This window comes from Streptococcus sp. 1F3 (assembly GCF_054968985.1).
Genome location: NZ_JBUEQR010000093.1, coordinates 1 through 24,350 on the forward strand (window position 1 = coordinate 1; position 24,350 = coordinate 24,350).

Here is a 24,350-nt window from a genome sequence, read left to right on the forward strand (position 1 = left end):
GAGATACCAAGTTTAAAGTAGTTATTTACAGGTGTAAAAGGAGAGAAGAAAGTTTTCATGCGTACGGCGTGGTTCTCCTCTTTTTTTTGTAGGAATGTGGTGAAAAATATGGTATAATGAGAGGTACTAGTTCTACTAGTTTGATTATGAATCGATAAAGTGTAGAACAGCCCTTGAAACCAAGATATAGTCGTTTCGTTTATACCTATAGCCACAGTTGCGTCTTTTTTATTACTTGCTCCACTAGTCTCCTAGACTAGTGGAGCAAGTAATAAAAGTAAACCAAAAGACTATCATACTGAAAAAATCAAAATAGCCCTCTTTTAGAAAAGTGGCAATCAAGAGAGTTTAACAATGAGGTTTCTGTAGCATGCCTCATGTTTCATAAGAGCAAAAGAGCTACTAAGTAAGGCAGATTTCTTGTCTTAGGAACAACAAAGGATTTCGTTTACCTGTGTTCATAGCCTAGTGAGGGTGACAAAGATGAAGGTGACTTGTATTGGCGTTATCTGAAAAAGCAATCAAAAAGGCTCAATATTGAAATGATGAAGTATAACTAAGGGATTACAGGGCTGTTTTACCAGAAATAAAGGAAGAAGAATGACAGAAGAAATCAATAACTTACAGGAAAAAGTTCAGGAATATGACGCCAGCCAGATACAAGTCCTAGAGGGGCTGGAAGCGGTACGCTTGCGTCCGGGAATGTATATTGGTTCAACCTCCAAAGAAGGCTTGCACCATTTGGTTTGGGAAATTGTTGATAACTCTATTGATGAGGCATTGGCTGGGTTTGCGACCCATATTGAGCTTTCTATTGAGAAGGACAATTCGATTACAGTTGTTGATAATGGACGCGGTATCCCAGTTGATATTCAAGAAAAAACAGGACGTCCAGCGGTTGAGACGGTCTTTACTGTGCTTCACGCTGGAGGAAAATTCGGCGGTGGTGGCTACAAGGTCTCTGGTGGTTTGCATGGGGTAGGGTCGTCGGTTGTAAATGCCTTGTCCACCCAACTAGATGTGCGGGTCTACAAGAATGGGCATGTCTACTACCAGGAATACCGTCGTGGAGAAGTGGTGGCAGATCTTGAAATCATTGATCAGACAGATAAGACAGGAACGACTGTTCACTTCACACCAGATCCAGAAATTTTCACTGAAACGACAGAATTTGACTTTGCTAAACTCAACAAGCGTGTGCAGGAATTGGCTTTTCTCAATCGTGGATTGCACTTGGCAATTATCGATAAGCGTGAGGGCTTAGAGCAAAGTAAGCAGTACCATTATGAAGGTGGGATAGCTTCTTACGTTGAATACCTAAATGAAAACAAGGATGTCATTTTTGAAACTCCCATCTATACTGATGGCGAAATGGATGATATTACCGTTGAGGTAGCGATGCAGTATACAACAAGCTACCATGAAAATGTGGTCAGCTTTGCAAATAATATTCATACCCACGAAGGTGGAACTCATGAGCAAGGTTTCCGTACAGCCTTGACCCGTGTCATCAATGACTATGCTAAGAAAAATAAAATTCTCAAAGAAAACGAAGATAACTTGACGGGTGAAGATGTTCGGGAGGGATTGACAGCTGTCATTTCTGTAAAACATCCTGGACCGCAGTTTGAGGGACAAACCAAGACTAAACTAGGAAATAGTGAAGTTGTCAAAATTACAAACCGTCTTTTCTCAGAAGCCTTCTCAGAATTTCTATTAGAAAATCCGCAGATTGCTCGTCGCATTGTCGAAAAAGGAATTTTGGCAAGTAAGGCTCGGATTGCAGCTAAGCGGGCACGGGAAGTAACCCGTAAGAAGTCAGGGTTGGAAATTTCCAATCTACCCGGTAAATTGGCAGATTGCTCCTCAAACGATCCAGCCCAAACGGAACTCTTTATCGTAGAGGGAGATTCAGCGGGGGGATCAGCTAAGTCAGGGCGCAATCGTGAATTTCAAGCCATTTTACCAATCCGCGGGAAAATCCTTAACGTTGAAAAAGCAAGCATGGATAAAATACTGGCCAATGAGGAAATTCGTAGTCTTTTTACCGCTATGGGAACAGGCTTTGGTGCTGAATTTGATGTGAGTAAGGCACGCTACCAAAAACTTGTTATTATGACCGATGCGGATGTCGATGGTGCTCATATCAGAACCCTTCTTTTAACCCTCTTTTATCGCTATATGCGTCCGATTGTAGAGGCTGGCTATGTCTATATTGCTCAACCACCAATTTATGGTGTTAAGGTTGGCAGTGATGTCAAAGAATACATTCAACCAGGTGTCAATCAAGAGCAGGAATTGCAGGAAGCGCTTGAACGCTATAGTCAAGGACGTTCTAAGCCAACCATTCAACGTTACAAAGGGCTTGGAGAAATGGACGATCATCAATTATGGGAAACAACGATGAATCCAGAAAATCGCCTAATGGCTCGTGTATCCGTTGATGATGCAGCAGAGGCAGATAAGATTTTTGATATGCTCATGGGAGATAAGGTGGAACCTCGTCGCGAATTTATCGAAGAAAATGCGGTCTATTCGACACTTGATGTTTAATTTTCTAAAAAACAAGTGCATATCGCCCAAAAGTATGATATAATAAAGCGATATTTTCCAGTACAAACTATTATCTAAGGAGATTTACATGTCTAGAGGAACAATCATTTTAATCGTTGCGATTGTTGTTATCTTAATTATTGCTTATATTGCCTGTCTGATTGCCCGTAAACGAAATGACCATTTACTGATTGCGTTAGAGGAGCGAAAAGAAGACTTATTCAATTTGCCTGTGAACGATGAAGTCGAAGCGGTGAAGAGTTTGCATTTGATTGGTCAAAGTCAAGTCTCTTTCCGTGAATGGAATCAGAAATGGGTCGATTTATCCCTCAACTCCTTTGCGGATATTGAAAACCATATTTTTGAAGCAGAAGCCTTTAATAACTCTTTCCGATTTGTCCGTGCAAAGAGTGCTATTGGTAGCATTGAAAGCCAAATTGACTTGATTGAAGAAGATATTATTGCTATTCGTCAAGGATTAAAAGACTTAAAAGAACAGGAAGAAAGGAATTCAGGTCGTGTCAAGCATGCCTTGGATCTCTTTGATAGTCTGCAAGAATCTGTCCGTGAGCATGCCGAACAATACGGTGAAACCCTGCCAGAGTTGGAAAAACAACTTAAGAATATCGAAGTTGAATTTTCGGAATTTGTGATGCTCAATTCATCTGGTGACCCGATTGAAGCAGCAGGCATTTTGGACAAGACAGAAGAGCATATGATTGCACTCAATCAAATTATGGACCGGATTCCTGCCTTAATTGAGAAAGTGAATCAAGTCTTTCCAGATCACCTAGAAGATTTGGAAGCTGGCTACCGGAAATTGGTCGAGGAAGGCTATCTATTTACAGAAGAGGGTGTCGAATCTCGCTTCCAAGAAATTCGAGTAGCTGTTCGTGAGACAACTGCTCTTATCGTATCATTTGATTTGGATGCTGCGGAGGCAGAAATTGGAGAAATCCAAGGGAAGATTGATTCCTTATATCAGATCTTTACTCGGGAAATTGAAGCGCACAAGGGAGCTGTCAAAATGAGTAAGAATCTACCAAAATTCCTTGAGCATGTTGTCCATAATACAGGTATTTTGACAGAAGAAGCAGAACGTTTGAATCATTCCTATATTTTGGTTGATAGCAAGTTATCCCGTATTTCAAAACTCGCTGCTAAGCTATCCTCGATGGAAACCATCGTACATGATAGCATTGCAGAGTTAGAAACACCACAAGTTGCTTATTCGATTTTAGAAGAACGCTTGGATCATGCTCTGATGACTCTCAAGCAAATGGAGGAAGAGCAATTAGTATTGGCAGATTACCTGAAATCACAAGAAATATCTGAAACAAATGCTCGTAAGAAGGCAACTCTTTATATTAACCACTTGCATACCTTGAAGCGCTATATGGAAAAACGTAGCCTACCAGGTATTCCAGAGGACTTTTTATCTGTTTTCTTTAGGACAAGTAATCATGTAGAAGCCTTGCTGGCAGAATTGAATTATAAACGGATCAATATTGAAATCGTCAATCGTTTGTTAGAAAATGCGACCTTTGATATGAACGAGTTGGAAGAAGTAGCCTATACCATTGTTCAGAATGCAGCTCTAACAGAGCAATTGCTTCAATATTCAAACCGCTATCGTTCATCAAATGCTTCTATTCAGCAGGCATTTACCCGCTCGTTAGCAATTTTTGAGAAAGACTATGATTATCAGGCAGCCTTTGAAGAAATTTCATTTGCTTTGGAAGCTGTGGAGCCTGGTGTAACTGAGCGCTTCGTACGTTCATATGAAAAGACAAGAGAAACCATTCGTTACTAAACTAAAAAGCCCTTGGGCTTTTTGTTTTATACAGATAAGGAGGAGAAATGACAGTAAAAGGATTATTAGTCATGGATGTAGATAGCACTCTCATTTTGGAGGAAGGCATTGACTTGCTGGGGGAAGCGGCAGGTGTTGGCAGTGAGGTGGTAGCCATTACTGAACGTGCCATGCAGGGAGAGCTTGATTTTGAAGAGGCACTCGCTGAACGAGTTTCCCTGTTAAAAGGGTTACCTGTCAGCGTATTTGAAAGGACTTTAAAGAAGATTCATTTTACCCCTGGTGCAAGAGAATTGGTCGATACCTTACATCAGAGAGGATACAAGGTTGGGCTTGTTTCAGGGGGCTTTCATGAGACGGTAGATGTACTAGCTGAAAAACTAGGCATTGATTATGTCAGGGCAAACAGGCTAGAAGTAGAAGAGGAAAAGCTCACAGGGCGTGTTCTAGGCGATATTGTCACCAAGGAAACCAAGAAAGAGTGTTTACAACAATGGGCAAGAGAAAATGGCTTAGATTTAGGCCAGACCATTGCAGTAGGAGATGGGGCCAATGATGTGCCAATGATACAGGCGGCAGGTCTTGGAATAGCCTTTTGTGCTAAACCGATCGTACAGGCGCAAGCTCCTTATCAGATTGATGACAAGAACCTTGCCAAGGTCCTTGAATTGATAGATACAGTCCAGTAAGATATAAAAAGACACCAGAGCTATTCAGAAATGATCTGCTGGATCATTTCTGAATAGCTCTGGTGTCTTTTATCTTAATTGAACTCGGGCTAAAAGTTCTTATACTCAATAAAAATCAACAGTAGACTAGCTTTCACAATTAAGAATTGTGAAAGGTTGGAAATGAGAGTAGCACCGCTCATTTCCTTATAACCGAAGCCGAAGGTAGAACTGGTGTTCACCAAGGCAAGTTGACCAAGTATCCTTTTGATTTTTAAAGAGTATAAACAACTATAAAACGAGAATAGTGGATTTAGCCAAATAATTTTTTCCAAAAAGAGGTTTTAGTCTTTGTCTTGGTGGGAGTAGGGTACAGAAGTGCTGCAAATTGAGTTGTGAGTTCCTGCTCTCTGACTTGACTCGGACGATCAGTATGGATTACCAATCCAAAGAGATGGAGGCAATTCTCAGCAACGATAGTGGCTTCACATCCAGATTCTTGGGCAGTTTTTAGATAGAAAATCTGCTTTTGACTGTCGATAAAGGGGGAAATTTTGACCAAGACAGGCTTGTAATCCTGGAGAATCTGCGTTAGTATTTCTTTAAAATGGGTGGAAATTTCTTGTGAATTGGCTTCTTCAATGCTACACAAGGCAATCACACGTTCTTCAAAAGTGTTCAAAAATTTTCGCTGCTCACCTGGATTGAGTTTCAAGCCACCAGATGCTTGCTGCATAATGACGTTGTTGATATCTTTCATAGTTCTAGTATACCATACGAGAGGAACTTCGGAAATAGGGAGGGATTATAGGTATAAAAAGGCGCTATACTCATTTCGTTTACCTTTTATTACTTTGACGATTGTGGAAACTCCGTTTCTCTATTTCCAACTTCCAATCATCTTCCAGATGATTGGAACTCGCTTTGCCCTACTCCAGTACAGTCTACAGCTCCTTGCCTAGTACTAATATTCAATAAAAATCAAAAGTAGACTAGCTTTCACAATTAAGAATTGTGAAAGGTTGGACATGAGATTAGCACCGCTCATTTCCTTATAATCGAAGCCGAAGGTAGAACTGGTGTTCACCAAGGCAAGTTGACCAAGTATCCTTTTGATTTTTAAAGAGTATAAAAGTAAACGAAACAATTATACAATACCATTTTCGAAGCTCAAGTTATCAAGAACTGGATAAGTGGCAATCCCATAGAAATTGGATTGGTCTCCCTATTTTTCAGAAAATAAGGAATGTACAAATCCAGAAAATGGAGACTTCATTCAAGGAAATTTTCTGAATTTAGCCTGTAAAGCTTACTTACCCTAGAAAAAGAGGAGGGACTGTGGTACAATAGGCTCACATATAACAAAGGAGGCATTTATGAAGCTACTCAATCAGGAAATTCTACCCGGTTTTTTTCTATCCTTTCTAGTAGCGGTTACTGCAAAAGGACTAGCAGTCTTTTTTCCCAGTATCGGTGCAGCTAGTCTCGCGATTTGTATTGGCATTATCTTGGGAAATACAATCTGTAGAAGTAAGCGACTGGAAAAAGGAACAAAATTTTCAGAAAGTAAGTTATTGGAGTTTTCAGTAGCTTTACTGGGACTGACAGTAACCTTTCAAACCATTGGACACCTAGGTATTTCAGGTCTATTTTATATTATCCTTATGATGCTTAGTGTCATTCTTTTTACTTATTTTTTAGGTCGAAGATTGGGCTTTAAGGACGAAATGTCTCTCATGATTGCAGGTGGAAATGCAGTCTGTGGCTCATCAGCTATTGGAGCAATCGCACCGGCAATTGAGGCTGATAGTAAGGAGAAGGGGCAGGCGATTGTCTTAATCAATCTCTTAGGAACCATTTTGATGTTTGTATTGCCCTTAGTTGGTGTGCAGTTTTTTGGGTTTTCAGATTTAGCTAACAGTGCTCTGACAGGAGGTATTTTACAGTCAGTTGGACAGGTGGTTGCCTCTGCTAGCCTCATTAACACAAGGGTTGTCCAATATGCTACCTTGTTTAAAATTACCCGCATTCTCTTTCTTGTGCTTGTCGTCTTTGCCTTTGAACGCTTCATGACTACGAGAAAAAAGAATCAGACACCTGAAACTATCTCTACAAGGTCTATTTTTGCGAGTATTCCTTGGTACATTTTAGCATTTTTGCTTCTTTGTCTATTGAATAGCAGTCTATCGCTTCCTGTCTTTTTGGATACAGGTTCAAAATGGGTTAGTTCCTGGTTTGAAATGACTGCCCTTGCTGCTATTGGTCTTCGATTAGACTTTAAGAAATTCCTTCAAGAAGGTCCAAGATTTCTGGTTTACATGGGCTTAATCGGTCTCTTTCAGCTGGCTATAGCACTAGTATTCATCCTAGTTTTTCGTATTAGCTAAAAGCCAGAAATGAGGAAGCGTTCTCATAGTGATATATTCGAAATATGCGAAAAAAATAAGTTTTTCCTTGAAAAAAATGCGTTTTTGAGGTAACATGGTTTAGTAAATAAAATTAACTCAAAGGAGAGTAAAAAATGTCAATTATTACTGATGTTTACGCTCGCGAAGTCCTAGACTCACGCGGTAACCCAACACTTGAAGTAGAAGTTTACACTGAATCAGGTGCATTCGGTCGTGGTATGGTTCCTTCAGGAGCTTCTACTGGTGAGCATGAAGCAGTTGAGCTTCGTGATGGAGATAAATCTCGTTACCTTGGTCTTGGTACACAAAAAGCTGTAGATAACGTAAACAACGTTATTGCAGATGCCATCATCGGTTACGATGTCCGCGACCAACAAGCTATCGACCGTGCAATGATCGCTCTAGATGGTACTCCAAACAAAGGTAAATTGGGAGCGAATGCAATTCTTGGTGTGTCTATTGCTGTAGCGCGTGCTGCTGCTGACTATCTTGAAATCCCACTTTACAGCTACCTTGGTGGATTCAATACAAAAGTTCTTCCAACACCAATGATGAACATTGTGAACGGTGGTTCTCACTCAGATGCTCCAATCGCTTTCCAAGAATTTATGATCTTGCCAGTTGGTGCACCAACTTTTAAAGAAGGTCTTCGTTGGGGTGCTGAAGTATTCCACGCTTTGAAGAAAATCCTTAAATCTCGTGGTTTGGTAACAGCCGTTGGTGACGAAGGTGGATTCGCTCCTAAATTTGAAGGAACAGAAGATGGCGTTGAAACCATTATCGAAGCAATCGAAGCAGCTGGTTATGAAGCTGGTGAGAATGGTATTATGATTGGTTTTGACTGTGCTTCATCTGAATTCTATGACAAAGAGCGTAAAGTTTACGATTACACCAAGTTTGAAGGCGAAGGAGCGGCTGTACGTACTTCTGAAGAGCAAATTGACTACCTTGAAGAATTGGTAAACAAATACCCAATCATCACGATTGAAGATGGTATGGATGAAAATGACTGGGATGGCTGGAAAGCTCTTACTGAACGTCTTGGTAAACGTGTTCAATTGGTTGGTGATGACTTCTTCGTTACAAATACTGACTACCTAGCACGTGGTATCAAAGAAGGAGCTGCAAACTCAATCCTTATCAAAGTAAACCAAATCGGTACACTTACTGAAACCTTTGAAGCAATTGAAATGGCGAAAGAAGCTGGTTATACTGCAGTTGTATCACACCGTTCAGGTGAAACTGAAGATTCTACAATTGCAGATATTGCAGTTGCAACAAATGCTGGTCAAATCAAGACAGGTTCATTGTCACGTACTGACCGTATTGCGAAATATAACCAATTACTTCGCATCGAAGATCAGCTTGGTGATGTTGCAGTTTACAAAGGATTGAACTCTTTCTACAATTTAAAAAAATAATCTCTTTACGAGGTTAAGGGCTGTAAAGTCTTGATATAAAGCACTTTGGGGTATCATCCCGAGGTGCTTTTTTGATGTCAGTCCCCTTTATACTAGTGAAAATAGGGGATAGTAAGAGATAAGCCAAAATGGGGTCTCCTGATTCTTTAGGATTGATTGGATAAGCCGCCGTTATGCGGCTCTTCGAGAATATCCTCCTTAGTTTCCTAGAATAAAGCAATAGGAGAGGTAGAGTATCTGATGCGTATGAGAGTGGTCTTCTATGCCTATCACCTTATACTCCTTAAAAATCAAAAGGATACTTGGTCAACTTGCCTTGGTGAAGGCTCGTTCTACCTTGGGCTTCGATTATAAGGAAATGAGCGGTGCTACTCTCATTTCCAACCTTTCACCATTCTTAATTGTGAAAGCTAGTCTACTTTTGATTTTTATTGAGTATTAGGAGTTTCAGAAGAAGTCTAAGGTTGGGAAAATGATATTATTTCCTTGACTTTTGTTATGATCAATGCTATACTAATACTGTAAATCAAATAGAATATGAACAAGCAGTAAATTTTTTACGTAGCCGGGTCTATAAGTGTGTAGACAGCAGAAGTAGTTTGGTATCAAGCTGAGCATATCTGTGAGACAGTACAAACTGTCCATAGGTGTGCTCTTTTTTCTGTTTTCATATCAAAAGGAGGAGTAACATGAATGCTATTATGAAAAGGAAAAGAGGATTCCTCTTTCTTATCGGAACGCTTAGTCTAGGAATAGGACTGGTTTTGGAGAATGTTTTGAGAAGCGGGAGTATTGGTGCTTTTTTCTTAGCCATTTTATTACTTGGAGGACCAATTGGAAAAGATGTTTTCAAGGAGATGTTTGATACAGGAGATTTTCAGGTTGATTTATTGATGATTCTATCCGCTTTTGGAGCACTTCTTATCGGTTATTTTAGTGAAGCAGCGATTTTGCTCTTTATCTTTGCGGCTTCTGAAGTTTTGGAAGATTATGTTTATCGAAAATCTATAGTGACGATGGAAAACCTAATGACTAAGGTTCCTAAACAAGCCAGTCTTTTACGAAGCGATGGACAAGTGGAGTTGCGAGAGATTGAAGAGATACACCTTTATGATGTCCTTGTAGTGGCAAAGGGACAACAAATTGCCCTAGATGGGAGAGCTCAAGAGCCTATGCTTGTAGATGAAAGCCTTTTGACCGGAGAAAGCCTTCCAGTTGCAAAAGATAAGGGAGATCAGGTCTTTGCTGGGACATTGAATGTAGGAGATACTGCTACCTATCAGGTCACGAAAGAAAGTAGTGAGAGCCGTTATACCCAAATTGTCTCGTTGATTCAAGCAGCTAGTAGTAGTCAAAGTAAGCGGGATCAGAAAATCCATCAACTGCAAAAGCAATATGTCTTAATGGTCCTAATAGGAGTTATCATTTTTATTCTAGGCTTGATGTTTATCCAAAAGCAATCTTTTAGCGAGTCCTTTTATCGTGGTATGATTTTATTGACGGTAGCAAGCCCTTGTGCTTTGATTGCTTCTATTACACCGGCTATGCTCAGTGCCATGAGCTTTAGTGCCAAAAATGGAGTATTGATTAAAGATGGTCAGGTTTTGGAAAATATGATGCAATTATCTGTCCTCTGTACTGATAAAACAGGAACCCTAACGAAAGGGGAATTTCAGGTCAGCGACTATCAGTTGGAAAATCCAGCCCTTCTTCCCCTACTCTTATACATGGAGAGCAGGTCTACACATCCCTTAGCGACCTCTATTTTGGCTCATTTTAAAGATATAGCCTATGATATCCCTAAATCTGTCCTACCTGTCAAGGAATATGTAGGAAAAGGGATTCAAATGGGGGATATAATGATTGGTAATCAGCAGTTTGTTCAATCTTTTATAGACCCACAGGGGTATTTGGAAAAAGAAAGCGCAGGGACCTTATTGTTGGTTGCACAGGGCAATCAGATTGTCGGTTTTATCGAACTGGTTGATAGCTTGCGAGATGAAGCAAGTGCAACAGTTGCAGCTTTACAACAATCAAATGTAGAAGTTGTCATGCTGACGGGTGATAGAAGGGAGATAGCCCAAGCTGTCGCTGAGCAGTTGCAAATTGAAACAGTCCATGCCCAGTGTCTACCAGAGGATAAAGTGGCTTATTTAAAATCCTACGCAAAAGAGGGAAAAGTGGTTGGTATGATTGGTGATGGTCTCAACGATGCACCGATTTTAGCTCATGCAGATATTGGAATCGCCATGGGTGGTGGCACAGATATGGCGCTTGAGATGAGCGATGTTATCATCATTCATAATCATTTGACTAAGGTACATTTACTGTATCAACTTAGCCAAAAATATGGCAGAATTACACGCTTTAATATCGGCTTTTCGATTGCTGTGATTATTCTGTTAATATTGTTGAACTTCATGGGAATTCTTGATTTGACGGAAGGTGTCTTTCTTCATGAAATGTCCACCATTCTCGTTATCCTAAATGGTTTGAGATTGTTGAGAATGAAGTAAACTAGCAAATTTCACAAGGTAATCTAAGTTTTGCTGTGGTAGTGGCAGGATAAATAGTGTATCAAGTTATTTGGTCTATAACTGTAGCTGTAATGGATTAAAGTCGAAATTCCCGTATCTCTTTTATTACTTAAATGCTTGTAGTTTTCTAGTTCCAATACTCCATGGAAGTATTGGAACTTACTTTGCGAGCCGATACCTGTTGTTATGGATTGCGTTTGGTTTATCCGTAATCTCTAATACACAATTTATAGTATTGCACCGAGTGTGGAAAGGAGCCAGCTGATACAGGAGAAACCCTGTTCTAGCTACTGATTACTCCAGTATCGATTTATATGAAGATTCTGAATTTACAAAACCTTTAAAAATAGTGAAAGTACGTTTATCTTACGCAGACTTTTTGGTATAATGAAAGCCTATTATATGAAAAGGAGATGTTCATGATTAAAAAAGGTTCCTTAACGGGTTTGCTTCTATTTGGTATCTTTTTTGGAGCAGGAAATTTGATTTTTCCACCCACACTTGGTGTGTTATCGGGGCAGCATTTCTGGTCTGCCATTAGCGGATTTGTCTTATCAGGAGTAGGAATTGCGGTCCTAACTCTCATTATTGGGACATTAAACCCCAAAGGTTATGTCTATGAGATTTCACGCAAAATTGCGCCCTGGTTTGCAACGATTTATTTGGTAGCTCTCTATTTGTCTATCGGTCCTTTCTTTGCTATTCCTCGGACAGCTACGACAGCTTATGAAGTGGGAATTGCTCCGCTTCTAGCTAGTAACAGCCAGTGGAGCTTGCTTATCTTTACGGTAGTCTATTTTATTGCTGCCTACCTGATCTCGCTCAATCCCTCTAAAATCTTAGACTTAGTCGGTCGCATTTTAACTCCGGTCTTTGCCCTTTTGATTGTAGTCTTGGTGGTATTAGGGGCTATAAAATACGGTAGTGCCAGTCCGATGTCGGCATCTGGAACGTATGTAACAGCAGCTTTTGGAACAGGATTTTTAGAAGGCTATAATACATTAGATGCCCTTGCAGCTGTTGCTTTTAGTGTGATTGCAGTGGAGACGATGAGCCAACTGGGCTTTACTTCTAAAAAAGAATATGTCTCTACAATTTGGATTGTTGGGGTCGTAGTGGCTCTAGGTTTCAGTGCCCTCTATATCGGTCTTGGATTCTTAGGGAATCACTTCCCGATTCCAGCAGAAGTCATGGCATCCGACGCTCATAAGGGTGTTTACGTACTCTCACAAGCAACACAGGCGATTTTTGGCTCAACTGCTCAGATTTTCTTAGCCGTTATGGTGACCATGACTTGTTTTACAACGACAGTTGGCTTGATTGTATCAACATCAGAGTTTTTTGTAAAAACATTCCCACGTTTAGGGTATAAAGTTTATGCGACCCTCTTTACTTTGATTGGCTTTGGAATTGCCAATATCGGTCTGTCCGCCATTATTGCTTATTCAATACCTGTTTTACAGATTCTCTATCCGATTACCATTGCTATTGTTCTTTTAGTCATTGTTAATCGCTTGGTCCCATTATCAAAAATTGGCATGCAGATCACTATTTTCTTAGTTACGGTGATCGCCTTGGTGACAATTGTTGGAGAACAATTCAAATTGGACCTCTTAAAACAACTGATTGCTACTTTACCATTTGCAGATGCCTCTCTTCCATGGTTAGTGCCAGCTTTGATTGGTTTGGTGATTGCTTTCTTATTACCTGATAAACAGATAGCAGAAAGTTTTGAATTGGAATAGTACTGTCAATCTATCACGAAAGTGGTAGATTTTTTCTTATCAAATTCAAGTTTTTTCACATCAAATTCTCTAGTTTTTGGTGTCAAAGAAGATTATACTAGAGTTACAAAAAAATAAGGAGTAACGAAATGACTTCAGTTGTATTTCTACTATCGGTGTTTCTAGCAGGAATTTTATCCTTCTTTTCACCCTGTATCTTACCCCTTCTACCAGTCTATGTTGGGGTCTTACTGGATTCAGATGAGCCACGAACGGTACGATTTTTAGGTCTTGAGATTGCTTGGTATGGTATTGTCAAAACCTTATGTTTCGTTGCAGGATTATCCGTGGTTTTCATCACCTTAGGATATGGGGCGGGTTTTCTCGGCGATCTACTTTATGCTAATTGGTTCCGATATGTTTTGGGAGCAATCGTTATTGTTCTTGGAATCCACCAAATGGGGCTCATCAATATTGCCCAGTTGCAGAAACAAAGAAGTGTTCCATTCAAACAATCTAAGAAACGCAATGATTTCTACAATGCTTTTTTACTCGGTTTGACTTTCAGCTTTGGTTGGACGCCGTGTGTCGGTCCGGTTCTCAGTTCGGTGCTTGCAGTTGCAGCATCTGGAGGAGCTGGTGCTTGGCAAGGAGCACTCTTAATGTTGCTCTATACATTAGGGCTTGCTCTACCTTTTTTACTGGTAGCTTTAGCATCATCAGTTATTCTACGTTACTTCAGTAAACTTAAGCCTTATATGGGAACCTTAAAGAAAATTGGGGGAGCCCTCATTGTCTTAATGGGAATCTTGCTCATGTTGGGTAACTTAAATATTTTGGCGCAATTGTTTGGATAAACCAAATAAATAAATCATAACAATAAAATAAAATGATGGAAAAGGAGAAATTTCATGAAAACCAAAACATTACTACTGGCTAGCCTCCTATCAGTAGGAGTATTAACAGCTTGCTCTCATCAAGGGGCAGAGAATATGGAAAAAATGGATGATAGCTCCATGATGAAAAAAGAAGATCAGATGTCTGATGAAAAAATGTCTGATACAGACAATATGAAAAAAGATGAGATGGTAGAAGGAGCAAGTCAAGCGATGAACGATGGAAAACCAGCACCTGATTTTAATTTAGAAGGTGTAGACGGAAATACCTATAAGCTATCTGATTTCAAAGGAAAAAAAGTGTATCTAAAATTCTGGGCTTCGTGGTGTTCCATCTGTCTGTCAACCTTGCATGACACAGATGAACTTGCGAGCCAAGAAGAGGGGAAAGATTATGTTATTTTGACGGTTGTTTCCCCTAATCATATGGGTGAAAAGTCTGCAGAAGATTTTAAAAAATGGTATGATGGACTTGGTTACAAGCACGCGCCAGTCCTTCTGGATCCAAGTGGAAAATTATTACAAGAGTATGGTATTCGTGCCTATCCAACTTCAGCCTTTATCGGTAGCGATGGAGTATTGGTAGAAACCCATCCAGGTTTTATGGACAAGGCTGGTATTGAAGCAAAATTGAATGAAATCAAGTAGGAGTAGCATATGGAAGATAAGTCAAAAGTATTCCTCCTCCTTGGTGGAGTGTTCATCGTGGCGATTGTTTTTGCATTGGGAAGTCGTCTGTTGACTAATTTTTCTTCGGCGTCTCCGTCCCAAATCAAGGCTGCTACGATGAGTCAAAGTAATGAAGTCACAAGAAAGGATAAAAAAGACAATATGACAAAAGATCTTAGGGAAATTTATCTTGCAGGTGGTTGCTTTTGGGGAGTAGAAGAATACTTCTCACGTATTTCGGGCGTAGTAGATGCCGTATCTGGCTATGCCAATGGAAAAGGAAGTAGTACCAAGTATGAGTTGATTAGCCAGACAGGTCACGCTGAGACAGTTAAAGTTACTTATGACAGGAATCAAATATCTCTCCGTGAAATCTTGCTTCACTATTTTCGGATTATTGACCCAACGAGTGTAAACAAGCAAGGGAATGATCGTGGAAGTCAGTACCGGACAGGAGTTTATTATACTGACAAGGACGATTCAGCAGTCATCGAAGAAGTTTTTAATGAGCAGGCACAAAAACTTGATAAACCACTTGCTGTTGAAAAAGGGAACTTAGAAAACTTTGTAGAAGCTGAGGAGTACCATCAAGATTATCTCAAGAAGAATCCGAATGGTTATTGCCATATCAATGTCAATCAGGCAAGCTATCCTGTCATTGATGAACATTTGTATTCCAAGCCAAGTGATGAAGAAATCAAGAAAATGCTGACAGCAGAAGAGTATGCTGTGACCCAAAAGAATGACACAGAACGTGCCTTTTCAAATCGTTATTGGGATCAATTTGAAGAGGGAATCTATGTGGATATTGTAACTGGAGAGCCCCTCTTTTCCTCAAAAGACAAGTATGATTCTGGTTGCGGTTGGCCAAGTTTCTCAAGACCAATTAGCCCAGATGTAGCAACTTATAAAGAGGATAAGAGCTTCAATATGGTACGGACGGAAGTGAGAAGTCGCGTTGGGGATTCTCATCTAGGTCATGTCTTTACAGATGGTCCTAAAGATAAGGGAGGTCTCCGCTATTGTATCAATAGTCTTTCAATCAAATTTATTCCAAAATCAGAAATGGAAAGTAAGGGCTATGGCTATCTCTTAGATTATGTTTAATCTTCTCGTTTGAAACGGTGTCCTCGTAGTTTAACTCCCAGGATGCTTGCGATTTGAGCAAGGTCGCAAAATGATCAGTTTCATTTGATGATACGAATGATAAGGCGGGGAAACTCGTCTTATTTGTTGCGAACAAAGGAGTGGTTTCAGCTAGAATTTGCTATACTAGAGATAGATTATACCGTTCCATCGCTAAAAAGCCTTCAATGGATGTTAGCTAGGTTGTTTTTTAAGTATAGGGACAGGAGAAGTAGATGTATAAATTGATGATTGTAGAAGATGAATACCTCGTTCGACAGGGGCTTTCATCCTTGCTTGATTTTGAAAAATTGAATATGGAAGTGTTGGCAGAGGCAGAAAATGGTGTAGAGGCTTGGGAACTGTTTCAGAAAGAGCAGGCGGATATCCTTTTAACAGATATTAACATGCCTCTTATGAATGGTCTTCGCTTGGCGCAATTGGTTAAGGAACACTATCCAGATACTCATATTGTTTTTTTGACTGGTTATGATGAATTTGACTATGCTCTATCAGCTGTCAAACTAGGGGCAGATGACTATCTTCTCAAGCCTTTCTCTAAAGCTGATGTAGAGGAGATGCTACTCAAGGTTCGGGATAAACTGGATAGGGAAGAAAAGCGGCAGCAAATTCATGACTTACTTCAGAAACGTGAAGAATCTAGCCTAGCCCAGCTGATTCAAGAGCGTTTAGCAGATCAAGATTTATCCCTTAAGTCCCTAGCCCAGGATATGGGATTTAGCCCCTCTCATCTTAGTGTTGTTTTGAAAAAAGAGTTGGGTATCCCTTTTCAAGACTATCTGATTCAGGAGCGTATGAAAAAGGCTAAGCTCTTATTGCTAACGACAGATTTAAAGATCTATGAAATAGGAGAGCAGGTGGGCTTTGAGGATATGAACTATTTTTCTCAGCGATTCAAGCAGATTGTGGGAGTAACACCCCGCCAATTTAAGAAGGGGGAACAAGAATGAAGCGTTACTCTCTCTTCGTTCAGTTGGTCGTCTATATTGCGACCATCATGCTCTTTCTCTTAGGTATAGTCGGAGCACTCTACTATCATACGAGTTCTAATATTATCCGAGAAACTACTGAGAAAAGTACACAAAATACTATTTCCCAAGGAGGACAATTTGTCCAGTCATGTTTGGAAAAGCTAAAAGAAACAACCGGTAGTCTTGCAGGGAATGACTTGGTCAAACTCTATGCAGAAAACGCTACTATGAAAAACGAGGAAAATCTTCGGAAATTATTTGATACGGTTTTATCGACGGATCGCGATTTGGTTTCAGCTGTTCTTGTGACTAAATCTGGTCATTTGCTGGCAACAGATGAAGCGACTAGTATGAAAACCTCTAGTGATATGATGAAAGAGGCATGGTATCAAGCAGCTATCCGTGAGGACGCTATGCCTGTCCTCACTCCTGCCCGTCAGAATTTATCAGAATCAAGTGATAAGTGGGTTGTATCTATTACCCAAGAAGTGGTTGATGAAAAGGGGGACAATCTGGCAGTAATCCGTCTTGATATTGCCTATGATACCTTATCGCGCTATTTGGACAGTTTGCAATTGGGAGCAGCTGGCTTTACCTTTATCATCAATAAGAATCATGAATTTGTCTATCATCCCGAAAAAAGTGTTTATTCATCTAGTCAAGAGATGAAAGCCTTGGAGCCTTATATTCTTATCGAAAATGGCTACGTCAATGCTTCCTATATCTATCAGTACAAGATTCCACAGAGCGATTGGGTGATGATTGGGGTCGCTTCTATGGAGAATCTTCATCAGTTACAAGGTCAGATGATGTTGTCTTTTGTAGGAACAGGCCTCCTAGCCTTGGGGATTAGTTTTCTAGGTATTTGGTTTATCTTGCGTCATTGGATTAAGCCTTTACGAGATTTGCAGGAAACGATTCTGGCTATTGGAAATGGCGATGCTAGCTTGCGTGCGCGTGAAGAGGGGGCACCTGAATTGGTCGATTTGGCTCATCACTTTAACGGCATGTTGGATCAGATTGATAAACTGATGTTAGCTGTCAAAGAAGAGGAGCAAAACGTTCGAAAATATGAGCTTCAAGCTCTCTCTAGTCAGATTAATCCGCATTTTCTTTATAATACCCTAGATACCATTGTTTGGATGGCAGAGTTTAACAAAGGCAAAAAAGTGGTCGAAGTGACCAAGTCACTTGCTAAGTATTTTCGCTTGGCTCTCAATCAGGGAAATGAGCAGATTTCTTTAAAAGATGAGATTGACCATGTACGTCAGTACCTTTTTATCCAGAAGCAGCGTTACGGGGATAAGTTGGCTTTTGAAATTGAAGAAGATGCACAATTTGATGATTTTCAATTGCCTAAATTAGTCTTGCAGCCTCTGGTTGAAAATGCTATCTACCATGGAATCAAGGAAATAAAAAGGCAGGGCTTGGTGCGTGTGTCTGTTCAGGAACAAGGTGATTTTCTGGTCGTTTCTATCTATGACAATGGCCGTGGCATGATCGTTCAGGATACGGTGGAAAATTTTCTGGTCAAACTAGGAGGGGTTGGACTTACCAATGTCAATCAGCGCTTGCGCTTACAATTTGGAGAACCGTACCAGATGTTGATTGATTCTAAAGAAGGCTCTCATACGATTATTTCGCTTTTTTTTCCCAAAAAATAAAAATGGACAATTAAGTCCAAATTTTCTAAAAAATCTTGTTTACGACAAAATAGTTGAAGCGCCTTCAATAATATGTTATTATAATAACAACAAATAAAAAGGGGGACAATCCTATGTCAGAAGAAAAATTGTCAGCAACATTAGACCAAGTGACCGGTGGCTTGAAAGAGACAGCTGGAAAAATTGTTGGAGATAAAAAGACAGAAGTTGAAGGCCTAGTTGAAAAAACAGCTGGGAAGGCAAAAGAATTGGCTGATGATGCAGTGGATACAGCAAAAGACCTTGCTGAAGATGCCAAGGGTGCTGTAGAAGGTGCCGTAGAAGGCCTTAAAAATGTTTTTGGCAAATAAGTCACTGATAAAAGGATGATGCTAGGTCAAATCTAGCATCATTTTTTATGCCTTGAATTTCCTCTTAAAAATGTTGTGATTTCTTGAGCATAATTTTTGTAATCGGTATCAAATTCTAGTATAATGTAGAATGTAAAAAAATATTTTTTAGGAAAGTGAGAGTTACTTATGTCTAAAATTGTTGTTGTTGGTGCAAACCACGCTGGTACAGCTTGTATCAAAACTATGCTAACCAATTATGGTGCTGATAACGAGATTGTTGTATTTGACCAAAACTCAAATATCTCATTCCTTGGTTGTGGAATGGCGCTATGGATTGGTGAGCAAATTTCTGGTCCAGAAGGTTTGTTCTACTCCGATAAAGAACAGTTGGAAAGTCTTGGCGCAAAAGTATACATGAACTCACCAGTTGAGTCTGTAGACTATGATAAGAAAGAAGTACATGTTCTTTTAGAAGATGGTAGCAAACACGTTGAATCTTATGATAAATTGATTTTTGCTACAGGTTCACAACCAATCTTGCCACCTATTAAAGGTGCAGAAATCAAAGAAGGTTCACGCGAATTTGAAGCGACTCTTAAAAATCTTCAATTCGTTAAATTGTACCAAAACTCAGCAGATGTTATTGAAAAATTGAAAGATGAAGACATCAAGCGTGTAGCTGTTGTTGGTGCGGGTTATATTGGTGTGGAACTTGCAGAAGCCTTTGAGCGTAAAGGTAAAGAAGTTATCTTGATCGATGTTGTGGACACTTGCTTGGCAGGTTACTATGACCGCGATTTGACAGATATGATGAGCAAGAACCTTGAAGATCACGGTATCAAATTGGCATTTGGTCAAACGGTTCAAGCGATTGAAGGTGATGGTAAGGTAGAACGTATCGTAACAGATAAAGAAAGTTTTGATGTTGATATGGTCATCCTGGCAGTTGGATTCCGTCCAAATACAGGTCTTGGAGATGGGAAGCTTGAACTCTTCCGCAATGGTGCTTTCCTTGTAAACAAAAAACAAGAAACCAGCATGAAAGATGTATATGCTATCGGGGACTGTGCGACTGTTTATGATAATTCAATCGGTGATACAAACTATATCGCCCTTGCAACAAATGCCGTACGTTCAGGTATCGTAGCAGCTCACAATGTATGTGGAACTGAGCTTGAATCAATCGGTGTGCAAGGTTCTAATGGTATCGCTATTTACGACCTTAAGATGGTCTCAACTGGTTTGACACTTGAAAAAGCGAAACGCTTTGGTTACAATGCAGTAGTGACTGAGTTCACAGATAATCAAAAACCAGAATTTATTGAACATGATAACTTCCCAGTAACTCTTAAAATCGTTTATGACAAGGATACACGTGTTGTTCTTGGAGCACAGATGGCATCTAAGGAAGATATGTCAATGGGAATCCACATGTTCTCACTTGCTATTCAGGAAAAAGTTACAATCGAACGCTTGGCGCTTCTTGATATCTTCTTCCTACCACATTTCAATAAGCCATACAACTACATCACAATGGCAGCTTTGGGTGCGGAATAAGCAATAGTCTATGAAGGAGCTGGACAATTGTCCAGTTCTTTTTGCTTTGGCTTTTTCCTTTGTCTCGTTTTTGATATAATAGAGAAATTGGAAGTCTAGGAAGACAGAGGCTAGTCTGTTATGGATATTCTATAAATCAACATCTGATGAACAGCAAGAAGGCTACTGCATAATAGAAAAGAATGGCAGCTGCTCTAGCTGGTTATGGTTTTCTAAAAGAATCATGATTCAGCAAGATTGGGTCAAAGAACCACCTTATAACGTTGTATGGTATCCATAAGTTGCCAATCGATGCTTGGCTGAACTACTAGCTAGTAGAGGATGGAGTTCTTGGAAGTCGTAAGAGGTCTGCTTCCAATTGTTCACAGGGCTAGAAGCTGGTAGTTGGAGGAGTAGGAGTGTTGATTTTCTTGAATGATAGGAGTTGGAGGAGAGAAGATGAATCCCTTATTAAATGGAATGAACGATAAACAGGTAGAGGCAGTACGAACGACAGAAGGTCCTTTGTTGATTATGGCGGGGGCAGGTTCTGGTAAGACCCGTGTCTTAACTCACCGTATTGCGTATCTGATTGATGAAAAATTGGTGAATCCTTGGAATATTTTAGCGATTACCTTTACCAATAAAGCAGCTCGGGAGATGAAAGAGCGGGCTTTTGCGCTCAATCCTGCAACTCAGGATTGTTTGATTGCGACTTTTCACTCCATGTGTGTACGGATTTTACGCCGAGATGCTGATCAGATTGGCTATAATCGTAATTTTACCATTGTGGATCCGGGGGAGCAGCGAACCTTGATGAAGCGGATTTTAAAGAATCTGAATCTGGATCCGAAAAAATGGAGTGAACGCTCTATTTTAGGTACAATTTCCAATGCTAAAAATGACTTAGTGGATGAAGTAGCCTATGAAAGTCAGGCAGGAGATCTGTACACGCAGATTGTAGCCAAATGCTATAGTGCCTATCAAAAAGAATTGCGTATGAGTGAGGCAGTAGATTTCGATGATTTGATTATGCTGACCTTGCGCCTGTTTGATCAGAAACCAGATGTATTGACTTATTATCAACAGAAATTCCAATATATCCATGTTGATGAGTATCAGGATACCAACCATGCCCAGTATCAGTTAGTCAAGCTCCTTGCTTCCCGTTTTAAGAACATCTGTGTCGTGGGAGACGCTGATCAGTCCATCTATGGCTGGCGTGGGGCGGATATGCAAAATATTCTTGATTTTGAAAAGGACTATCCAGAAAGTAAGGTAGTGCTACTGGAGGAAAATTATCGTTCAACCAAGACCGTTTTACAGGCAGCCAATGATGTCATCAACAACAACCGTAACCGCCGTCCGAAAAATCTCTGGACACAAAACGATGAAGGAGATAAGATTATCTACTACCGGGCTCGTGATGAGCAAGATGAGTCCATTTATGTGGCAGGTCAGATTGATGAATTAGTACGAGCAGGTCACTCCTATCGTGATGTTGCCGTACTATACCGGACCAATGCCCAATCCCGGACGATTGAAGAAGCTCTTTTAAAGGCGAATATCCCCTATACCATGGTCGGTGGAACCAAGTTCTATAGCCGTAAGGAAATCCGTGATGTTATTGCCTATCTAAATGTGATTGCAAACCCAGCAGATAACCTATCTTTTGAGAGAATTGTCAATGAACCCAAACGTGGCGTAGGACCTGGTACGGTGGATAAAATCCGTGATTTTGCTCAAATGCAGGCTACCTCTTTACTAGAAGCAAGCCAGAATATCATGTTATCAGGGATTAAGGGGAAGGCAGCACAGGCAGTTTTTGACCTGTCTACTCTTCTTTATCAGTTGCGGGAACAATTGGATGATCTGTCGATTACGGAGTTGGTGGAGGCTGTTTTGAGTAAGACTGGCTATATCGAGACGCTCACGCTTCAGGCAACCTTGGAGGCTAATGCTCGAATTGAAAACCTGCAGGAGTTTCTCTCTGTAACCAAGCATTTTGATGAGGAAAACAAGGTAGAAGGAGAAGCAGGTTTGGAAATCTTGAGCCGTTTCCTCAATGATTTGGCTTTGATCGCAGATACAGATGATAGTGATCGGGAGAACTCTGAAGTGACCTTGATGACCTTGCATGCGGCTAAGGGACTAGAGTTTCCAGTCGTCTTTCTTATCGGTATGGAAGAAAATGTCTTTCCGCTCAGTAGGGCAGCTGAAGATGAGGACGAATTAGAAGAAGAACGTCGTCTTGCCTATGTAGGTATTACTCGTGCGGAAAAGCAACTTTACCTGACGAATGCAAACTCACGCCTTTTATTTGGGCGAAGCAACTATAATCAACCAAGTCGTTTTATCCGGGAAGTGTCGAGTGATTTACTGGATTATCAAGGCTTGGCTAGACCTGCGAATACTGCCTTTAAGGCCTCCTATGTCAATGGTCAGACTAGTCAGTTTGGGCAAGGCATGAGTTTACAACAGGCGATTCAATCCCGCAAGTCTCAGATTCAGCCGCGTAGCTTGGGAGATAATCTACCATTTAGCAACTCGAATCGTACACCTCAAGCTGATTGGGCTGTGGGAGATATTGCTATTCACCGCAAATGGGGACGAGGGACTGTCCTTGAAGTCACAGGTAGTGGTAGCAGCCAAGAGTTGAAAATCAATTTTCCAGAGATGGGACTAAAAAAAGTTTTAGCAAGTCTTGCACCGATTGAAAAGGAGAATTAAGATACGAGAGCGTGAAACGAGTAAAGCAAAAATAGAAGGTTTGACGAAGAACCTTTAGGTTCTAGAAAAACCTATCTTTTTTGCACAACTCCTAGCTCGAGTTCAATTAAGATGTGAGGACGTCAAGAGCCAAGTAAAAATAGGAGATTGACGCAGTGTTCGATGAACACGAGGAAATCTCTCCTTACAGGATTCTCAGCTGTAATCAGCTAAAGCCAAAACAGCTGCCTATCTTTTTTACACAGCTCTTAGTCCGAACTCATTTACATAAGATGTGAATCCGTTAAAAAACCGAATGAAAAATAGGCGGCCGAACAGAAGTTGCTTGCAACTTCGTTGCGAGACCCCGGCGAAGCTAGCTAGGCTAGTCACAAATGAAATGCAGTGAATAGTCAGCTAGCTACCGCCAATAAAACAAGTTAGTGTATCTTATTCATTTTTTATCTTTTTTCCGAGGTTTTAGGTTGAACTCAGTTATAACAGGACACGAGAGCGTGAAACGAGTAAAGCAAAAATAGAAGGTTTGACGAAGAACCTTTAGGTTCTAGAAAAACCTATCTTTTTTGCACAACTCCTAGCTCGAGTTCAATTAAGATGTGAGGACGTCAAGAGCCAAGTAACAATAGGAGCTTGACGCAGTGTTCGATGAACACGAGGAAATCTATCTTTTTTACACAGCTCTTAGTCCGAACTCAGTTACATAAGATGTGAATCCGTTAAAAACCGACTGAAAAATAGGCGGCCGAACAGAAGTTGCTTGCAACTTCGTTGCGAGACCCCGGCGAAGCTAGCTAGGCTAGTCACAAATGAAATGCAGTGAATAGTCAGCTAGCTACCGCCAATAAAACAAGTTAGTGTATCTTATTCATTTTTTATCTTTTTTCCGAGGTTTTAGGCTGAACTCATTTACATAAGATGTGAGGACATCAAGAGCCAAGTAACAATAGGAGCTTGATGGTGGTTTGATTTACATTTAAACCAAAATATACTCATTTAGTTTAACTTTTATTACTTCGACGATTGTGGAAACTCCGTTTCCCTATTTCCTACTTCCAATCATCTGGAAGATGATTGGAACTCGCTTTGCCGTACTCTACGATTGTTACTGACTATCGTCAGTATGATTTCCAACCTTCAACAGTCATTAGACTGTTGAAGCAGCCTGCAGCTCGTTGCCTAGTACTAAAAGTAAACGAAACAACTATACTACAAAAATAAAAAGTGCAGAAAAACGAGACGATGAAATCACGATTTTCCGCACTCTTTTTTACACAACTCTTAA

Annotated in this window: 16 protein-coding genes, 1 pseudogene and 1 riboswitch; of the genes and pseudogenes, 16 read left to right on the forward strand and 1 reads right to left on the reverse strand. The window is 40.3% G+C overall.

Annotation, left to right across the window (positions count from 1 at the left end; all coding sequences use genetic code 11):
* Nucleotides 1-600 precede the first annotated feature (600 nt).
* The 3 genes from gyrB to serB all read left to right on the forward strand — a co-directional run bounded on the left by gyrB (nucleotide 601) and on the right by serB (nucleotide 5,055).
* Entirely contained in the window at nucleotides 601-2,553 is a 1,953-nt protein-coding gene (gyrB, locus tag ACVPON_RS08415; RefSeq protein ID WP_462878182.1) for a DNA topoisomerase (ATP-hydrolyzing) subunit B, read from the forward strand.
* An 88-nt stretch (nucleotides 2,554-2,641) separates the two neighbouring features.
* Entirely contained in the window at nucleotides 2,642-4,366 is a 1,725-nt protein-coding gene (gene ezrA / locus ACVPON_RS08420; protein WP_462878183.1) for a septation ring formation regulator EzrA, read from the forward strand.
* A 47-nt stretch (nucleotides 4,367-4,413) separates the two neighbouring features.
* Nucleotides 4,414-5,055 (forward strand): phosphoserine phosphatase SerB, encoded by a 642-nt coding sequence (gene serB, locus ACVPON_RS08425; RefSeq protein ID WP_462878184.1) that lies wholly within the window; start codon nucleotides 4,414-4,416, stop codon nucleotides 5,053-5,055.
* A gap of 292 nt (nucleotides 5,056-5,347) precedes the next feature.
* On the opposite strand, the gene ACVPON_RS08430 is transcribed toward serB, so the two are convergent.
* Complete coding sequence (locus tag ACVPON_RS08430) at nucleotides 5,348-5,794, reverse strand: DUF1694 domain-containing protein (RefSeq protein ID WP_462878185.1); 447 nt, start codon at nucleotides 5,792-5,794, stop codon at nucleotides 5,348-5,350.
* Nucleotides 5,795-6,410: 616 nt separating this feature from the next.
* On the opposite strand from ACVPON_RS08430, the gene ACVPON_RS08435 reads away from it, so the two are divergent.
* The 13 genes and pseudogenes from ACVPON_RS08435 to pcrA all read left to right on the forward strand — a co-directional run bounded on the left by ACVPON_RS08435 (nucleotide 6,411) and on the right by pcrA (nucleotide 23,068).
* A complete protein-coding gene (locus ACVPON_RS08435; RefSeq protein ID WP_462878186.1) occupies nucleotides 6,411-7,421 on the forward strand; it encodes a YeiH family protein in 1,011 nt (336 codons plus the stop codon).
* 134 nt (nucleotides 7,422-7,555) lie between these two features.
* Complete coding sequence (eno, locus tag ACVPON_RS08440) at nucleotides 7,556-8,863, forward strand: surface-displayed alpha-enolase (RefSeq protein ID WP_462878187.1); 1,308 nt, start codon at nucleotides 7,556-7,558, stop codon at nucleotides 8,861-8,863.
* 262 nt (nucleotides 8,864-9,125) lie between these two features.
* On the forward strand, nucleotides 9,126-9,305 hold the full coding sequence (locus ACVPON_RS08445; RefSeq protein WP_462878188.1) for a hypothetical protein: 180 nt from the start codon (nucleotides 9,126-9,128) through the stop codon (nucleotides 9,303-9,305).
* Nucleotides 9,306-9,390: 85 nt separating this feature from the next.
* Nucleotides 9,391-9,496: riboswitch (NiCo riboswitch) on the forward strand.
* 56 nt (nucleotides 9,497-9,552) lie between these two features.
* Nucleotides 9,553-11,379 carry a heavy metal translocating P-type ATPase gene (locus tag ACVPON_RS08450; RefSeq protein ID WP_462878189.1) on the forward strand — a complete coding sequence of 609 codons (1,827 nt, stop codon included), beginning with the start codon at nucleotides 9,553-9,555 and terminating at the stop codon, nucleotides 11,377-11,379.
* A gap of 440 nt (nucleotides 11,380-11,819) precedes the next feature.
* Nucleotides 11,820-13,145 carry a branched-chain amino acid transport system II carrier protein gene (brnQ, locus tag ACVPON_RS08455; protein WP_462878190.1) on the forward strand — a complete coding sequence of 442 codons (1,326 nt, stop codon included), beginning with the start codon at nucleotides 11,820-11,822 and terminating at the stop codon, nucleotides 13,143-13,145.
* 128 nt (nucleotides 13,146-13,273) lie between these two features.
* On the forward strand, nucleotides 13,274-13,981 hold the full coding sequence (gene ccdA2, locus ACVPON_RS08460; RefSeq protein WP_462878191.1) for a thiol-disulfide oxidoreductase-associated membrane protein CcdA2: 708 nt from the start codon (nucleotides 13,274-13,276) through the stop codon (nucleotides 13,979-13,981).
* Between the two features lie 54 nt (nucleotides 13,982-14,035).
* Nucleotides 14,036-14,668: a TlpA family protein disulfide reductase gene (locus tag ACVPON_RS08465; RefSeq protein WP_462878192.1), complete on the forward strand. Its 633-nt coding sequence runs from the start codon at nucleotides 14,036-14,038 to the stop codon at nucleotides 14,666-14,668.
* 114 nt (nucleotides 14,669-14,782) lie between these two features.
* Nucleotides 14,783-15,796, forward strand: a pseudogene (gene msrB / locus ACVPON_RS08470) (peptide-methionine (R)-S-oxide reductase MsrB); the annotation flags it as partial.
* 254 nt (nucleotides 15,797-16,050) lie between these two features.
* Nucleotides 16,051-16,785 carry a response regulator transcription factor gene (locus tag ACVPON_RS08475; protein WP_462878193.1) on the forward strand — a complete coding sequence of 245 codons (735 nt, stop codon included), beginning with the start codon at nucleotides 16,051-16,053 and terminating at the stop codon, nucleotides 16,783-16,785.
* Nucleotides 16,782-18,470, forward strand: coding sequence for a cache domain-containing sensor histidine kinase (locus ACVPON_RS08480; protein WP_462878194.1), 1,689 nt, complete (start codon nucleotides 16,782-16,784; stop codon nucleotides 18,468-18,470). Before ACVPON_RS08475 ends, ACVPON_RS08480 begins: the two co-directional genes overlap by 4 nt.
* A 113-nt stretch (nucleotides 18,471-18,583) precedes the next feature.
* Nucleotides 18,584-18,820, forward strand: coding sequence for a CsbD family protein (locus tag ACVPON_RS08485; protein WP_462878195.1), 237 nt, complete (start codon nucleotides 18,584-18,586; stop codon nucleotides 18,818-18,820).
* Between the two features lie 168 nt (nucleotides 18,821-18,988).
* The gene (gene nox, locus ACVPON_RS08490; protein WP_462878196.1) at nucleotides 18,989-20,359 is read left to right on the forward strand and encodes a H2O-forming NADH oxidase; all 1,371 of its coding nucleotides are present in this window, start codon (nucleotides 18,989-18,991) and stop codon (nucleotides 20,357-20,359) included.
* A gap of 438 nt (nucleotides 20,360-20,797) precedes the next feature.
* Nucleotides 20,798-23,068, forward strand: coding sequence for a DNA helicase PcrA (pcrA, locus tag ACVPON_RS08495; RefSeq protein ID WP_462878197.1), 2,271 nt, complete (start codon nucleotides 20,798-20,800; stop codon nucleotides 23,066-23,068).
* Nucleotides 23,069-24,350: the final 1,282 nt, after the last annotated feature.

Coding starts and splice junctions, on each gene's coding strand:
- gyrB (WP_462878182.1), top strand. CDS start 601: ATGACAGAAGAAATCAATAACTTACAGGAAAAAGTTCAGGAATATGAC.
- ezrA (WP_462878183.1), top strand. CDS start 2,642: ATGTCTAGAGGAACAATCATTTTAATCGTTGCGATTGTTGTTATCTTA.
- serB (WP_462878184.1), top strand. CDS start 4,414: ATGACAGTAAAAGGATTATTAGTCATGGATGTAGATAGCACTCTCATT.
- ACVPON_RS08430 (WP_462878185.1), bottom strand. CDS start 5,794: ATGAAAGATATCAACAACGTCATTATGCAGCAAGCATCTGGTGGCTTG.
- ACVPON_RS08435 (WP_462878186.1), top strand. CDS start 6,411: ATGAAGCTACTCAATCAGGAAATTCTACCCGGTTTTTTTCTATCCTTT.
- eno (WP_462878187.1), top strand. CDS start 7,556: ATGTCAATTATTACTGATGTTTACGCTCGCGAAGTCCTAGACTCACGC.
- ACVPON_RS08445 (WP_462878188.1), top strand. CDS start 9,126: ATGCCTATCACCTTATACTCCTTAAAAATCAAAAGGATACTTGGTCAA.
- ACVPON_RS08450 (WP_462878189.1), top strand. CDS start 9,553: ATGAATGCTATTATGAAAAGGAAAAGAGGATTCCTCTTTCTTATCGGA.
- brnQ (WP_462878190.1), top strand. CDS start 11,820: ATGATTAAAAAAGGTTCCTTAACGGGTTTGCTTCTATTTGGTATCTTT.
- ccdA2 (WP_462878191.1), top strand. CDS start 13,274: ATGACTTCAGTTGTATTTCTACTATCGGTGTTTCTAGCAGGAATTTTA.
- ACVPON_RS08465 (WP_462878192.1), top strand. CDS start 14,036: ATGAAAACCAAAACATTACTACTGGCTAGCCTCCTATCAGTAGGAGTA.
- ACVPON_RS08475 (WP_462878193.1), top strand. CDS start 16,051: ATGTATAAATTGATGATTGTAGAAGATGAATACCTCGTTCGACAGGGG.
- ACVPON_RS08480 (WP_462878194.1), top strand. CDS start 16,782: ATGAAGCGTTACTCTCTCTTCGTTCAGTTGGTCGTCTATATTGCGACC.
- ACVPON_RS08485 (WP_462878195.1), top strand. CDS start 18,584: ATGTCAGAAGAAAAATTGTCAGCAACATTAGACCAAGTGACCGGTGGC.
- nox (WP_462878196.1), top strand. CDS start 18,989: ATGTCTAAAATTGTTGTTGTTGGTGCAAACCACGCTGGTACAGCTTGT.
- pcrA (WP_462878197.1), top strand. CDS start 20,798: ATGAATCCCTTATTAAATGGAATGAACGATAAACAGGTAGAGGCAGTA.